The following is a 13458-nucleotide window of genomic DNA, read 5'->3' as shown; positions in this document are numbered from 1 at the left end:
GACCAACGAGTGAGGAGTACCCGTGGCCGAGGCTGTCTACGCCACCTTGCACACCAACGCCGGCCCGATCCGGCTGGAGCTCTTCCCGAACCACGCGCCGAAGACCGTCCGCAACTTCGTGGAGCTGGCCGAAGGCACGCGGGAGTACACCGACCCGCGGACCGGCCAGCCGGGCAGCGGGCCCTACTACGACGGCACGATCTCGCACCGCGTGATCAGCGGCTTCATGGTTCAGATGGGCGACCCGACCGGCACCGGGCGCGGCGGCCCGGGCTACAAGTTCGCCGACGAGTTCCACCCGGAGCTGCGCTTCGACCGGCCGTACCTGCTGGCGATGGCGAACGCCGGGCCGGGCACCAACGGCTCGCAGTTCTTCATCACCGTGGGGCCGACCCCGCACCTGAACAACCGGCACACCATCTTCGGACAGGTGGCCGACGAGCAGTCCGCGAAGGTGGTCGACTCGATCGCCAACACCCCGACCGGGCCGAGTGACCGGCCGCTGCAGGACGTGGTGATCGAGCGGGTCGAGATCGAGCGGCAGCCGTCCTGAGCGTCACGCGGGTACCTTTGCTCGCATGACTGAGCGCTCCGGGCAGGCAGGTGACGCCACCGAGGGGCCGGTGCCGACCACTCCGGTCTGCTACCGGCACCCCGATCGGGAGACGTACATCCGGTGCACCCGATGCGACCGGCCGATCTGCCCCGAGTGCATGCGGGACGCCTCCGTCGGCCACCAGTGCCCGGAGTGCGTCGCCGAGGGACGCCGCAGCGTGCGGCCGGCGCGTACCGCCTTCGGTGGCGGTGCCGCCGGCCGCCAGGGCTATGTGACCAAGGTCCTGATCGCGCTGAACGTGCTGGTCATGCTGCTCTCCATCGCCTCCGACCGGGGAGGTGACGCGGCCGCCGGCGGCTCCGGCTTCGGCGGCCTGATGGGCGGCTCGACGCCGCTGACCAACTGGGGTGCGGTGCTCGGCCAGGCGATGTTCCCCGACGGCACGGTCGGCGGGGTGGCCGAGGGCCAGTGGTACCGGCTGGTCACCGCGATGTTCCTGCATTACGGCCTGGTGCACCTGCTGCTCAACATGTGGGCGCTCTGGGTGCTCGGCCGGACGCTGGAGGCGGTGCTCGGGCCGCTGCGCTTCCTGGCGCTCTACCTGATCGCCGGGCTCGGCGGCAACGTCGCGGTCTATCTCTTCAGCGCCCCGAACCAGCCCGCGGTCGGCGCGTCGACGGCCATCTTCGGCCTGTTCGCCGCCATCTTCGTGATCATGCGTCGGCTCGGGCGGGACACCTCGGCGATCGTGCCGATCCTGGTGATCAACCTGATCTTCACGTTCACCGTGCCGGGCATCTCCGTGGCCGGGCACCTCGGTGGGCTCGTGGTCGGCGCGGTGATGGCCCTGGTCCTGGCGTACGCCCCGCGGATGCGGCGGACCGTCTTCCAGGCGGCGGGCGGCGCGATCCTGCTGGTCGCCCTGATCGGCTTGGCCGTCGTCCGCACCGCGGCGCTGCTCGGCTGACCCGCTGCCGCGGCTGACGACCCCGGTTTCGCGCGAGCAGGTCCGGCGGTCGAGGCGTGGCACTGCGCGGGCAGGGCCGCGCAGTGGGGCAACGCTCGGCCAGGTTGCCTTCGGCCAGGTCGCCCCGGAGGCCTCCTCTCCGGCGTGTTCCTTGGGACGTGGTCCCTGGGGCGTGTTCCCTGGGCATGTCGACCTCGGGCTTGTTCCTCTGGACGTGTCCACCTCGGGCGTGACCCTTGAGACGTCGCGCCTCGGGCGTGTTCCCACGAGGCGGGTCGCGTCTCGGCGACAGTGTGCCCGAGAGCGATATACCGCTCAGTCATAATTATGACTGAGCGGTATATCGCTCATCAGTGATGAGTTGTCCCGCTGGCTCCCGCTCCTGCGGCTTCCACCGCCCCTCCCGGCCCGGCTCGGCCCGGCTCGGCCCGGCTCGGCCCGTCTCGGTCCCGTCCGGGCCGGGATGCCAGGCCCTGGCGATCGGCTCGGTCCGGCCGGCCCGCGGCTGAAGGCGCGCGATCGCCCGAGCCTGACGGCGGCGGGCGTCGCGCGGCGCACGTGAACGGTCGGTGTGGGGCTCAGCGCGCGGCGGCGCGGGCGGCGGTGAGCGCGGCGGCCACCTCGTCCAGTGGCGCGTCCAGGTCGCGCCGGCCGTACAGGTGCAGCGACTCCCCCGCGTCGATCTCCAGCGTCTCGGCGGTGAGCCCGCGGCGGCTGCGCCGGTCCAGCCGGATCGCCTCCACGGTCGCCCAGGGCAGCCTGCGGCGCCCGGCGAACCCGCGGATCACGGTGATCCCCTCCGGGTCCACGGCGAGTCGGACCGGCGCGACGACGTCGCGCAGCGCCCAGGCGAGCAGTCCGGCGGCAGCCAGCCCGGCGAGCGCCGGGCGGACCGGGTCGCCGGCGGCGAGCAGCAGTCCCAGGGCCAGCAGGAGCAGCGCGCCGAGCGCCTTGACCACCGGCGACGTGCGCGGCACCCGCCACTGTCGGGCCGGTGACGACTGTGGATCCATCCGACCAGCATGCCAGCCGCCGGTGCCCGCAGGGCGGGGGAGGACGACCGGTCGGGTCAGCACGTAGGATCGGGGCAAGCGAGGTTACCGGGGAGTAGACATGAGTGACGCGGTCATCGTCGGCGCGGTGCGGACCCCGGTCGGGCGACGCAAGGGCAGTCTCGCCGGGGTGCATCCGGTCGACCTGTCGGCGCACGTGCTGCGCGCGCTCGCCGAGCGCACCGCCATCGACCCGGGCCAGGTCGACGACGTGATGTGGGGCTGTGTGTCGCAGGTCGGCGAGCAGTCCTGGAACGTGGCGCGCAACGCGGTGCTGGCCGCCGGCTGGCCGGAGTCGGTCCCCGGCACCACGCTCGACCGGCAGTGCGGGTCCAGCCAGCAGGCGCTGCACTTCGCCGCCGCCACCGTCCTCTCCGGCCAGGCCGACCTGGTCGTCGCCGGCGGCGTCGAGTCGATGACCCGGGTGCCGATGGGCTCCAGCGTGGCCGGCGGGATGCCGTTCAGCCCGGCGATCCTGGAGCGCTACCGCGGCGTCGAGGGCGTCGCCGAGGACTCGCCGCTGCCGTTCAACCAGGGCGTCGGCGCCGAGCTGATCGCCGAGCGGTGGCGGTTCTCGCGTACCCAGCTGGACGAGTTCGCGCTGGCCAGCCACGAGAAGGCGGCCGCCGCGCAGGACGCCGGCGCGTTCGACCCGGAGCTGGCGCCGGTGGCGCTCGCCGACGGCGCCAAGTTCGCCGCCGACGAGGGCATCCGTCGCGACACCTCACTGGCCAAGCTCGGCGAGCTGGCCACCCCGTTCCGCCCCGACGGCGTGGTCACCGCCGGGTCCGCGTCGCAGATCTCCGACGGCGCCGCCGCGCTCGCGGTGACCACCAGCGAGTGGGCCAGCCGGCACGGCCTGCGTCCGCTCGCCCGGGTGCACACCGCCGTGGTCGCCGCCGACGACCCGGTCGCCATGCTCACCGCGCCCATCCCGGCCACCGCGAAGGCGTTGCGCCGCGCGGGGCTGGGCATCGAGGAGATCGGGGTGTACGAGGTGAACGAGGCGTTCGCCCCGGTGCCGCTGGCCTGGCTGGCCGAGACCGAGGCCGACCCGGAGCGGCTCAACCCCCGGGGCGGCGCGATCGCGCTCGGCCACCCGCTCGGCGGGTCCGGCGCGCGGATCATGACGACGATGCTCCAGCACATGCGGGACAACGGCATCCGCTACGGCCTCCAGACCATGTGCGAGGGCGGCGGCATGGCCAACGCCACCATCGTCGAGCTGCTCTGAGCCGGAGTCGGCGCAGTCGCACCGCAGGTGCGATTTGCACGGGTGGAAGTTCCAAAAATCGGGCGTGACCCATATCACCCCTGGTCAGCCGCTCGTTGCACCGGGCATGGACGTGTTCTCGCGAACGTTCCTTCCGGCCGCCGCCGAGACCGGCCTGGCCACCCAGACCGTCACCCGACACATGCCGGTTTTCCGCCGGTGCGTCGGCTCCGGCGACGCCACCATCCTGGTCACCCGATGCAGCCGCCCGGACCACCCGGTCGGCGGCGAGTACCTGATGCTCCTCACCCACCGCCGGCTGGTGGTCACCCGGCAGACCCGGGTGCTGCACCGGCTCCGCCTGCACCTCAACACCGAGCTGCGGGAGCTGAGCAACGTCACCTGGAGCCCCGACCCGCGGGCGCACAGCCTGGAGCTGGCGGCCACCGCGATCGACGGGGTCCGTGAACGGTTTCTCATCCGCACCCACCACCCGAAGCAGGTGTGGCAGCTCGACGCCCTGCTGAACCACGCCTTCCGTACCCGGCTGCGGACGCCGGCGGAACGGCTCGTCGCCACCATCGGCGACTCCCCGACCGCCGCTCGGCCCGCCGTGCTCCGCCCGGCGCCGGCGCGCTGACGTTCTTCTTACCTGACCCGAACGTTCCCCGGACCTTCCCGGGGACCACCGAGCGGTCATCATGGGCCGGTGACCGCCGACGCCGCACAGCGCGGGCTCGTCCTCGTGGTGGAGGACGAGCCGGCCATCGCCGACCTGGTCCGGCTCTACCTGACCCGGGACGGTTTCGGCGTACACCTGGAACGGGACGGCGACGCCGGCCTGGCCGCCGCGCGGCGCCTGCGCCCGGTGGCCTGCGTGCTCGACATCGCGCTGCCCGGCCTGGCCGGCACCGAGATCTGCCGGCGGCTGCGCACGTCGGGCGACTGGACGCCGGTCATCTTCCTTACCGCCCGCGACGACGAGGTGGACCGGGTGGTCGGGCTGGAGCTGGGCGCGGACGACTACGTCACCAAGCCGTTCAGCCCGCGCGAGCTGGTCGCCCGGGTCCGCGCGGTGCTGCGCCGCACGTCGGGCACACCGGCCACCGCCGAGCGACCACGGGTGCTCGGCGCGGTCACCCTCGACCCGGGCCGCCGCACGGTCACCGTCGGCGGCGTACCGGTGCAGCTCACCTCCACCGAGTTCGACCTGCTCGCCCACCTGATGGCCCGCCCCGGCCGGGTGTTCACCCGGGAGGAACTGCTGGCCGGCGTCTGGGGGTACGCGGCGCACGCCGGCACCCGGACCGTCGACGTGCACGTGGCGCAGGTTCGGGCGAAGCTCGGCCCGGCCAGCGTGATCCGCACCCACCGCGGCGTCGGGTACGCGGCCGATGCCTGACCACCCCACCGTCGCGCTGCCGGTCGTCGGCCCGCCGGCGCCGCCCGCCCGCCGCCGGAGCGCGCACACGCTGACCGCCCGCGCGGTGCTCGTCACCTGCGCCGTCGCGCTGGTGTCGGTGCTGGTCACCGCGTTGGTCGCGGTGCCCCTGGCGGTGCGCGGCGCCGAACGGCGGGACCAGGAGGCGCTGGCCGCCCAGGCCCGGCTCGCCGCCGAGGTGCTCCGCGTCCGGGCGGTCCGCCAGCGGGACAGCGCCGGGGACCGGCTCATCCGCCAGCTCCGCCAGCAGAAGATCGAGGTGTACGTGATCCGGGGCGGTCGGGTCGACCGCCCCGGCCTGCCCGCACCGCTGGTCACCCGGGTCGCCGCCGGCAAGAACGTTTCCGGTCGACGGCTGGTCGACGGGGAACGCCGGCTGGTCGAGGCGCGGGCGCTGCCGGGCGGTGACGGGGTGGTGCTCACCCGGGCCGTCACCACCGGCCCGTGGCAGCAGGTGCTGCGCGGTCTCTGGCTGCCGCTGCTCGCCGGCCTCGCCGCCGGCGCGGCCGCCGGGCTGCTGCTCGCCCGCCGGCTGGCCCGGCCGATCCGCGTCGCGGCCACCGCCGCCGCCCGGCTCCGGGCCGGTGACCGGGCGGTCCGGGTGCCGGTCGAGCCGCCCGACGAGGTGGCGGACCTGGCGTACGCGCTGAACGGGCTGGCCGCCGCGCTGGCCACCAGCGAGGGCCGGCAGCGGGAGTTCCTGCTCTCCGTCTCGCACGAGCTGCGCACCCCGCTCACCGCCATCCGGGGCTATGCCGAGGCGCTGGCCGACGGCGTGATCGACGCCGACGCGGTGCCGGCGACCGGCCGGACCGTGCTCGCCGAGGCGGAGCACCTGGACCGACTGGTCAGCGACCTGCTCGCGTTGGCCCGGTTGGAGGCCGCCGACTTCCCGCTGGATCCCGGTCCGGTGGACCTGAGCCGGCTCGCCGCCGACGCGGAGCGGACCTGGTCGGACCGGTGCGCGGCGGTCGGGGTGCCGTTCCGGGTCGAGTCGCCGGGCGCGCCGGTGCCCGCGTACACCGATCCGGGTCGGATCCGGCAGGTGGTGGACGGGTTGCTGGAGAACGCGCTGCGGGTCGTACCCCCGGGGGCGCCGGTGGTGCTCGCGGTCCGGGCCGCCGGCGCGGACCCGGCGGCCGGCGGCGTGCTGGAGGTCCGGGACGGCGGCCCCGGCTTCACCGACGACGACCTGGCGGTGGCGTTCGAGCGGGGCGCGTTGCACCAGCGGTACCGGGGGGTGCGCAAGGTGGGCAGCGGCCTCGGGCTGGCGCTCGCCGCCGGGCTGGTACGCCGGCTCGGCGGCGACATCACCGCCGCGCACGCCCCGGAGGGCGGGGCGGCCTTCACCGTCCGGCTGCCCGGAGATCCTTACCTGGCTCGAACATCGGCCTGACGATCCGCTCGTGGGGGTGGGGAACGCTGACGTCACCACCGACGAGAGGAACACAGATGGCACGCCAGCGAATCGTCACCGGCGCCACCGCGCTGCTCGCCGCCGCGGCGCTCGGCCTGTCCGGGTGCGGCGCGGGCCGGGTCGGCGCCGAGCCGGTCCGGGAGACCGCGGTCGAGGTGGCCGCCGCGATGGGCGCGGACGGCCAGGCGCTCGCCGCGCTCGGGGTGGACGCCGCCGACCTGGACGTCGACCCGGTCGCCGCGCCCGCTCCGTCCGCCTCCGGCACGCCGGACGAGCAGGCCCGACCGGACCGCAAGGCCGGGGCGCAGGAGTGGCGCAAGCGACACCGCGCCCGGGTGCTGCTGCGCAAGAACACCCTGCACGGCGAGGTCGTGGTGCAGACCAAGGAGGGCACGAAGACCGTCGCGGTGCAGCGGGGGGAGGTCACCGCCATCGATGACCGTTCGATGACCGTGAAGTCCACCGACGGCTTCACGAAGACCTGGACGTACGACGAGAAGCTGCGGGTGGTGGAGCGCCGTTCCACCGTTCGGTCGAGTGATATCAAGATCGGCACCACGGTGGGCGTAGCCGGGGCCACGCAGGGTGACGGCGGAGTGGCCCGACTGGTCGTCGTTCCGGCCAAGCAGGGCTGACCGGGCGGGCTGTGGGTGACCTCAGGGATTTACCAGGCTAGGCTATGCCCCGACCTGCCGCCGCCTTTGTGGAGAACCCGTGAAGCTCTCGATCCTCATGCCGGTCTACAACGAGGAAGAACGCATCGCGGACGCCCTCAAGCAGGCGTTGGCGGTGGACTACCCCTGCGAGATCGAGCTGGTCGTCGTGGACGACGGCAGCCGGGACGGCACCGGCGAGGTGCTCGGCCGGGTGGACGACGTCCGCCTGCGGGTGATCACCCACCCGCGTAACGCCGGCAAGGGCGCGGCCATCAAGACCGCCGTGGACAACGCCGAGGGTGAGTACATGGTCATCCTCGACGCCGACCTGGAGTACGACCCGCAGGACATCCCGCGCCTGCTGGAGCCGGTGCTCGACGGCCGGGCCACCGTGGTCTACGGCAATCGCACCTTCGGCAGCCACAGCTCCTACAGCTTCTGGTACGTGATGGGCAACAAGGGCGTCACGTTGGCGGCCAACGTGCTCTACAACTCGTACATCGGCGACCTGGAGACCTGCTTCAAGCTGATGCCGCTGGAGCTCTACCGCTCGCTCCAGGTGCGCTCGCGCGGCTTCGGCATGGAGGCCGAGGTCACCGGCAAGCTGCTCCGCCAGCGGATCCGCCCCTACGAGGTGCCGATCAGCTACCGGGCCCGGGGCCGCGAGGAGGGCAAGAAGATCACCTGGAAGGACGGCGTCGAGGCGATCTGGATCCTGGCCCGCGAGCGCGCCCGGCGCCGCCCGGTCGGCCCCGCCGCCGCGCGCTGACCCGAACGACACGAGGACCCCGCATCCCGGCGTCGGCCGGGGTCGCGGGGTCCTGTCGTGTCCGGGTTCATGCGGTGGGTCCGAGGAACGCGTCGACCGAGCGGCGCAGCCCGGCGGCGTCCAGTCCGTGCCAGCGGTCGTGGTCCTCCGGCCCGCCGTAGCGGCGCAGGTCCGCCCGGCCGACGCCGAGGGCGAGCAGCCGGTGCGGCCGGTCGGCCAGTGCCTCGCTCACCACCCGGGTCGAGGTGCCGGCCAGGTACGGCTCGACCAGGATCACCTCGGCGCCGGCCAGCGCCCGCAGCCCGGCGGTGTCGAACGGCCGGGGCCGGTGGGTGTAGGCCACCGTGACCGGCCGGGCGGCCACCGCCTCCAGCGCCGCGTCCAGCGTCGGCCCGACCGCCACCAGCAGCGGCGCGCCCGGTCCGGCGTCCCGGACGACCCGCAGCTCACCCGCCTCCGGGTACGCGGTCGCGTTGCTCCGGGTGGACAACCGCAGGTACGCCGAACCCGCCCCGCACACCGCCGCGCGCAGCAGCGGTCGCACCTCGTCCGGGTGGCCCGGCACGTGCACGGTCCAGCCGTCGAGCGTGTCGACCAGGGCCACGTCGGCCGGTCCGAGGTGGGTGCGTCCGGACGCCGCCCGGTCGTAGGAGGCGCCGATGCCCACCAGCACCGCGCCCACCCCCTGGTGGCCGAGGTCGAGCTTGATCTGCTCGTAGGCGCGTTCGACGAGGAACGGGGCGTAGCTGTGCACGATCGGCCGCTGCCCGGTCAACGCCAGTCCACCGGCCACGCCGATCATGAGCTGTTCCCGGATGCCGACGTTGACCACCCGGTCCGGGTAGCGGGCGGCGGCCGGCTCGAAGGCGGCGGCGGAGATGTCGGCGAGCACGATCACGCTCCGGGGGTCGGCGAGCACCTCCTCGGCCGTGTTGACGAACTCCTCGCGCATGGTCGTGGTCATGGTCACTCCCCGTTGTCGACGACCGCGACGACGACGTGCGGCCGGTGGTGGTCGTGTCCGATGAGGGCACGGTGCAGGGCGTCGTGGTCGCGCCCGTCGACGGTGGCGGCGCTCCACCCGTGCACGGTGAACCGGCTCGCCACGCCGCCCGGCCAGCCGTGGGTGGCCGAGTGGTTGTCCACCACGATCGCGGTCAGGTCGGCCAGGCCCGTCGCCCCGGCGTACGCGATCGCCTCGTGGTTGGATCCCTCGTCCAGTTCGGCGTCGCCGAGCAGCACGTACACCCGGGGGCCGGTCCGTCCCTGGGCCCGCAGGCCGAGCGCGGTGCCGACGCCCAACCCGAGGCCGTGACCGAGCGAGCCGGATCCGATCTCGACCCCCGGCACGAGGGTGCGGTCCGGATGGTCGCCGAGCCGGCTCGCCGGGCCGCCCTGGTCGTCGAGCCACTCGACCGGTACGAAGCCGCGGGCGGCGAGCAGCGCGTAGTAGCCGGCGACCGCGTGCCCCTTGGAGAGCAGGAACCGGTCCCGGTCGGGGTCGTCCACGGTGGCCGGGGTGATCCGGAGCACCCGGTCGTAGAGCACCTGGAGCACGTCCAGCGTCGAGTACACGTTCGGGCCGAACTCGCGGCCGGCGCGGACCCGGTCCAGCAGCGCGGCCAGCTCGGTGGCGGTGGTCGTCGTCATACGGATAGCCTCGGACCTGAAGCGAACTTCAACTCAAGGCCCTGTGATGCATGAGGCAACCCTGACCATCGGCCAGCTCGCCGAGCGGAGCGGCGTGGCGCCCTCCGCGCTGCGCTACTACGAACGGCTGGGCCTGATCCGCGCCGCCCGTACCGGCGGCAACCAGCGTCGTTACGCCCGCACGGAGCTGCGCCGGGTGGCCTTCGTCCGGATCTCCCAGCAGGTCGGCGTCTCGTTGGACGAGATCCGGGAGGCGCTGGACTCGCTGCCCTCCGGGCGTACGCCCACCCCGGACGACTGGGCCGCGCTCTCCCGAGCCTGGCGGGACCGGCTGGACGAACGGATCCGGCTGCTCGGCAAGCTCCGCGACGACCTGGACGGCTGCATCGGCTGCGGCTGCCTGTCGTTGCAGCGCTGCACGCTCTACAACCCCGGCGACTCGCTCGCCGCCGAGGGCCCGGGCGCCCGCCTGGTGCTCCCCCGGGATTGAGGCGTCACCGCACCAGCAGCACCTTGCCGAGGTGGTCGTTGGTCTCCACCAGCCGGTGCGCGTCGGCGGCGTCCGCCATCCGCACCCGGGCGTGCACCACCGGGCGCACCCGACCGGCCTCCACCAGCGGCCACACCTGCTCGCGGACGCCGCGCGTGATCGCCGCCTTCTCCGCCACCGGACGGGACCGCAGCGCGGTGGCGTGCACCGAGCCGCGCTTGGCCAGCAGCATCCCCAGGTCGAGTTCGCCCTTGCGGCCACCCTGCATGCCGATCACCACGAGCCGCCCGCCGGTCGCCAGCGCCGCCACGTTCCGGGGCAGGTAGGACGCGCCCATGATGTCGAGGACCACGTCCGCGCCGCGCCCGTCGGTGACCCGGCGTACCTCCTCGACGAAGTCCTGCTCGCGGTAGTCGATCGTGTGCGCGGCCCCCAGCTCGCGCAGCCGGTCGTGCTTGGCCGACCGGGCGGTCACCACCACCGTCGCGCCCAGCGCCACCCCGAGCTGGATCGCGAACGTGCCGATCCCGCTGCCGCCGCCGTGCACCAGCAGCGTGTCGCCCTCGGCCAACCGGGCCAGGTCGACCACGTTCGACCAGACCGTGCAGGCCACCTCCGGCAGGGCGGCGGCGTCGACCAGGTCCACCCCGGCCGGCACCGGCAGCAGCTGCCCGGCCGGCACGGCGACCTGCTCGGCGTATCCGCCGCCGGCCAGCAGCGCGCAGACCTCCTGGCCCACCGACCAGCCGGTCACGCCGGGACCGAGCGCGCGGACCGTCCCCGAGCACTCCAACCCGGGGTACGCGGGCGCGCCCGGCGGCGGCGGGTAGTGGCCCTGCCGCTGGAGCAGGTCGGCCCGGTTGACCGCGCTGGCCCGCACCTCGACGACGACCTCGCCGGGGCCGGGCTCGGGGTCGGGCACCTCCGTCCAGACGAGGGCCTCGGGTCCGCCGGGTTCGGTGATCGTGATCGCGCGCATGGCTCAGTCTTACCCGATCCCGGGTTCGTGGCAGACTATGCGCGGTCGGGTTCCCCTCGGGGAGCACGTCGGGAGGGTTCGCCTAGTGGCCGATGGCGCTGGTCTTGAAAACCGGTAAGGCAGCGATGTCTTCGTGGGTTCGAATCCCACACCCTCCGCGATCACCAAAGCCCCGTTTACGCAGCTCAGCCCCGGCTTTCAGGCCGGGGCTGAACGTTGATGGGGGGATGGTGGGGGGAGTCAGGCGCCACCCCCGCCGTTGATGGAGTGAAGCCGGCCGATGGGCTGGGTGTCCCCCACGGGGATCTGCTGCTCTTCGAGCGTCTTCATCACCTTGCGCAGAAGCACCGTGTTGATCTCGGCCTGCTGGTCGACCCGCTGGATCGCTTCGGCGAGCTGGTCGATGCGTCGCCGGTCCTCCCGCAGCAGCCGGTTCTCGTGTGCCATCTCCGCTGCCTGCTGCTTGTAGGTCAGGGCGCGCAGCCACCCCACCATGGCGGGGCCGGTGAACCAGCAGATCAGGGCGAGCGCGAACGAGAGGCTGTCGAATGGCTCGCGCAGGGTGAAGTGGGTGTAGGTGTCGAGGGCGCGGGCGACAACCGAGACGCCGCCGAGGGCGCAGACTCCGCCGGCGATGGACCAGAGGACGGCTGTCGGCCGTTTCGCTTGGTGGTACACGGTCTGTTCAGCTCCGATCGTCTTTGACCTGGGACGGGATCGGAGGCGGGTTCGTTCGCGGTCCGCCCTGCCTCCTGCCGGCATAGCCGGCACGTGCCCACTTGTTCGCGCGGTGGGCGGGGGCGGGCTCAGGCGGGGCCGGGCTCGATGCTGGTGTGCCGTGACGGCGGGATCTGCGAGCGCGGGCGGGCGTGGCGCAGCTGGTCGAGGGTGGGCTGCGCGAGCATGGCGGTGATGTCGCCGAGGGGCTGCCCGTGCTGCTGACCGCCGTTGCCGCCGCTGGTGGTGGTGGCGTCGGTGCAGCTCTTGCCGCCGTCGGGCTGGCCGGGTTTCGGGCAGCCGGGCGCGGAGCGGGTGCCGACGCGCATGCCCCGTTTGGTGAGCCGGTGGCGTTCCAGCACGGTGCGGTAGTCGACGTGCCCGGCGGTGGTCTGGTCGGCGGGTTCGGCGCAGTCGGGTGGCGGCAGGTCTTCGAGAGCCGCGGCGGGTAGCTCGCCGACGGTGGCCACCGCGGTGGTGGTGGCTTCGGCGGCTTGGGGGCCGATGGGCACGGGCAGGCTGCCGGGGGCGGTCACGACCGGCGCCGGGGTGGTGGTCGGCTGCGGGGTGGCGTCGGCGTCGGGCAGTGGGGCCGGGTCGGTGGCGGGGAGGGTGACGACGACCGGGGGGACGTCCACGACGATGGGCGGCACGTCGACCACCAGCGGGGGCACGTCCACGACGACCGGGGGCACGTCGACCTCAACCGGGGGGACGACTTCGTCGACCACCTCGACGACGTCTTCGACGGCCTGGCAGACGCCGTCGACGAGCGGCACGTCGCACAGGGGCGCGGTCGTCTGGGTGGGTTCGGGTGTCGGCGCGGCCTCGGTGGGCTCCGGCTCGGACGTCTGGTCGGTGTCGCGGTCCTCGGCGGGCTGCGTTGGCTCGGCGGTCGGCTCCGGGTCCGCGGTCGGCTCGGCGGGCTTGGTCGGCTCCGGCTCCGGGTCGCGGGTGGGTTCCGGCTTGGGCTCGGGTTCGCGGGTCGGCTCCGGGTCGGGCTTCGGCGCCGGCGGCTTGGGCTCGTCGGCCGGCTCGTCCGGCTTCGAGTCCACCTTCACCGGCACCACGTCGGTGACCGCGTCGAGCAACTTCTTCACCGGCCGTCCGGGCAGGCCGCGGTCGAGCGCACCCCCCGGGCGCTCGGCCACGGCCGCCGGCTTGTCGTCCGCTCGGGCGGGGTCGTCGGTGAGGGCGAGCACGCCGAGGGTGGCGCCGGCGCCGAGGCCGGCGATCAGGATGACGCGGTGGATGCTGCGGCGCATGTGGCTCACCTCCCCCCGGTGGTGATCTCCGTCGTCCGACTCACGGGACTTCTGTGGGTGGCGGGCTGGCTGCTCAACTCGCCACCGTGGTTGTCGTCAGGCAAGGAGTGTCGCGTGCCTGGCCGTGAGCTGTACATCGTCGTATAGGTGGGCGGGATTCGCACCCTCTGGTGATCGCGCGTGTCCGTACGGTCAGCATGATCGCGGTTGATGTGTCCGTTTTTGTGGCAGCTACTCGCGGGTTGGTTTCGCACCATCCGCCAGATCGTCTGAGTAGATCGTCTTC

At 73.7% G+C, this 13458-nt stretch carries 15 protein-coding genes and 1 tRNA gene; 10 read left to right on the top strand and 6 right to left on the bottom strand.

The window, feature by feature from the left end:
• Positions 1-22 precede the first annotated feature (22 nt).
• Together ACN27B_RS08925 and ACN27B_RS08920 are read left to right on the top strand one after the other, a co-directional pair.
• Positions 23-553 carry a peptidylprolyl isomerase gene (locus ACN27B_RS08925; protein ID WP_091568142.1) on the top strand — a complete coding sequence of 177 codons (531 nt, stop codon included), beginning with the start codon at positions 23-25 and terminating at the stop codon, positions 551-553.
• Between the two features lie 25 nt (positions 554-578).
• Positions 579-1523 carry a rhomboid family intramembrane serine protease gene (locus ACN27B_RS08920; protein ID WP_099163284.1) on the top strand — a complete coding sequence of 315 codons (945 nt, stop codon included), beginning with the start codon at positions 579-581 and terminating at the stop codon, positions 1521-1523.
• A gap of 578 nt (positions 1524-2101) precedes the next feature.
• Here the strand turns inward: ACN27B_RS08920 and ACN27B_RS08915 are convergent.
• Positions 2102-2536 (bottom strand): PH domain-containing protein, encoded by a 435-nt coding sequence (locus tag ACN27B_RS08915; protein ID WP_172967888.1) that lies wholly within the window; start codon positions 2534-2536, stop codon positions 2102-2104.
• Between the two features lie 100 nt (positions 2537-2636).
• Here ACN27B_RS08915 and ACN27B_RS08910 point away from each other — a divergent pair, with 100 nt between their 5' ends.
• The 6 genes from ACN27B_RS08910 to ACN27B_RS08885 all read left to right on the top strand — a co-directional run bounded on the left by ACN27B_RS08910 (position 2637) and on the right by ACN27B_RS08885 (position 8071).
• Positions 2637-3809 (top strand): thiolase family protein, encoded by a 1173-nt coding sequence (locus ACN27B_RS08910; RefSeq protein ID WP_099163286.1) that lies wholly within the window; start codon positions 2637-2639, stop codon positions 3807-3809.
• 106 nt (positions 3810-3915) lie between these two features.
• Positions 3916-4428, top strand: a complete 513-nt coding sequence (locus tag ACN27B_RS08905) for a hypothetical protein (protein WP_099163287.1) — start codon at positions 3916-3918, stop codon at positions 4426-4428.
• A 69-nt stretch (positions 4429-4497) separates the two neighbouring features.
• A complete protein-coding gene (locus ACN27B_RS08900) occupies positions 4498-5190 on the top strand; it encodes a response regulator transcription factor (protein ID WP_422744411.1) in 693 nt (230 codons plus the stop codon).
• The gene (locus tag ACN27B_RS08895; protein ID WP_099163288.1) at positions 5183-6625 is read left to right on the top strand and encodes a sensor histidine kinase; all 1443 of its coding nucleotides are present in this window, start codon (positions 5183-5185) and stop codon (positions 6623-6625) included. The genes ACN27B_RS08900 and ACN27B_RS08895 overlap by 8 nt, the downstream gene beginning before the upstream one ends.
• A gap of 56 nt (positions 6626-6681) precedes the next feature.
• Positions 6682-7281, top strand: a complete 600-nt coding sequence (locus ACN27B_RS08890; RefSeq protein WP_099163289.1) for a hypothetical protein — start codon at positions 6682-6684, stop codon at positions 7279-7281.
• Positions 7282-7360: 79 nt separating this feature from the next.
• Positions 7361-8071, top strand: coding sequence for a glycosyltransferase family 2 protein (locus tag ACN27B_RS08885; protein ID WP_099163290.1), 711 nt, complete (start codon positions 7361-7363; stop codon positions 8069-8071).
• A 67-nt stretch (positions 8072-8138) separates the two neighbouring features.
• Here the strand turns inward: ACN27B_RS08885 and ACN27B_RS08880 are convergent, their stop codons facing one another.
• Entirely contained in the window at positions 8139-9023 is an 885-nt protein-coding gene (locus ACN27B_RS08880; protein ID WP_099164872.1) for a transketolase family protein, read from the bottom strand.
• Positions 9024-9037: 14 nt separating this feature from the next.
• Positions 9038-9721 carry a transketolase gene (locus ACN27B_RS08875; RefSeq protein ID WP_422744408.1) on the bottom strand — a complete coding sequence of 228 codons (684 nt, stop codon included), beginning with the start codon at positions 9719-9721 and terminating at the stop codon, positions 9038-9040.
• A gap of 46 nt (positions 9722-9767) precedes the next feature.
• Here ACN27B_RS08875 and soxR point away from each other — a divergent pair, with 46 nt between their 5' ends.
• Positions 9768-10211 (top strand): redox-sensitive transcriptional activator SoxR, encoded by a 444-nt coding sequence (gene soxR / locus ACN27B_RS08870; protein WP_099163291.1) that lies wholly within the window; start codon positions 9768-9770, stop codon positions 10209-10211.
• A gap of 4 nt (positions 10212-10215) precedes the next feature.
• Here the strand turns inward: soxR and ACN27B_RS08865 are convergent, their stop codons facing one another.
• Positions 10216-11190: an NAD(P)H-quinone oxidoreductase gene (locus ACN27B_RS08865; RefSeq protein ID WP_422744405.1), complete on the bottom strand. Its 975-nt coding sequence runs from the start codon at positions 11188-11190 to the stop codon at positions 10216-10218.
• Between the two features lie 71 nt (positions 11191-11261).
• On the opposite strand from ACN27B_RS08865, the gene ACN27B_RS08860 reads away from it, so the two are divergent.
• Positions 11262-11348: transfer RNA gene (locus ACN27B_RS08860), tRNA-Ser, on the top strand.
• A gap of 82 nt (positions 11349-11430) precedes the next feature.
• Here ACN27B_RS08860 and ACN27B_RS08855 read toward each other — a convergent pair.
• Together ACN27B_RS08855 and ACN27B_RS08850 are read right to left on the bottom strand one after the other, a co-directional pair.
• Positions 11431-11868, bottom strand: coding sequence for a hypothetical protein (locus tag ACN27B_RS08855; protein WP_422744403.1), 438 nt, complete (start codon positions 11866-11868; stop codon positions 11431-11433).
• Positions 11869-11996: 128 nt separating this feature from the next.
• Positions 11997-13172: a hypothetical protein gene (locus ACN27B_RS08850; RefSeq protein ID WP_422744401.1), complete on the bottom strand. Its 1176-nt coding sequence runs from the start codon at positions 13170-13172 to the stop codon at positions 11997-11999.
• Positions 13173-13458 lie beyond the last annotated feature (286 nt).

Source organism: Micromonospora sp. WMMD754, from assembly GCF_049315235.1.
In the GTDB taxonomy this organism is placed as follows: Bacteria; Actinomycetota; Actinomycetes; order Mycobacteriales; family Micromonosporaceae; genus Micromonospora; species Micromonospora sediminicola.
Note: the sequence above shows the minus strand (reverse complement) of the source record. Positions and strands in the feature narration are given on the sequence as shown.

Coding starts and splice junctions, on each gene's coding strand:
- ACN27B_RS08920 (WP_099163284.1), top strand. CDS start 579: ATGACTGAGCGCTCCGGGCAGGCAGGTGACGCCACCGAGGGGCCGGTG.
- ACN27B_RS08915 (WP_172967888.1), bottom strand. CDS start 2,536: ATGGATCCACAGTCGTCACCGGCCCGACAGTGGCGGGTGCCGCGCACG.
- ACN27B_RS08910 (WP_099163286.1), top strand. CDS start 2,637: ATGAGTGACGCGGTCATCGTCGGCGCGGTGCGGACCCCGGTCGGGCGA.
- ACN27B_RS08905 (WP_099163287.1), top strand. CDS start 3,916: ATGGACGTGTTCTCGCGAACGTTCCTTCCGGCCGCCGCCGAGACCGGC.
- ACN27B_RS08895 (WP_099163288.1), top strand. CDS start 5,183: ATGCCTGACCACCCCACCGTCGCGCTGCCGGTCGTCGGCCCGCCGGCG.
- ACN27B_RS08890 (WP_099163289.1), top strand. CDS start 6,682: ATGGCACGCCAGCGAATCGTCACCGGCGCCACCGCGCTGCTCGCCGCC.
- ACN27B_RS08880 (WP_099164872.1), bottom strand. CDS start 9,023: ATGCGCGAGGAGTTCGTCAACACGGCCGAGGAGGTGCTCGCCGACCCC.
- ACN27B_RS08875 (WP_422744408.1), bottom strand. CDS start 9,721: ATGACGACGACCACCGCCACCGAGCTGGCCGCGCTGCTGGACCGGGTC.
- soxR (WP_099163291.1), top strand. CDS start 9,768: ATGCATGAGGCAACCCTGACCATCGGCCAGCTCGCCGAGCGGAGCGGC.
- ACN27B_RS08865 (WP_422744405.1), bottom strand. CDS start 11,190: ATGCGCGCGATCACGATCACCGAACCCGGCGGACCCGAGGCCCTCGTC.
- ACN27B_RS08850 (WP_422744401.1), bottom strand. CDS start 13,172: ATGCGCCGCAGCATCCACCGCGTCATCCTGATCGCCGGCCTCGGCGCC.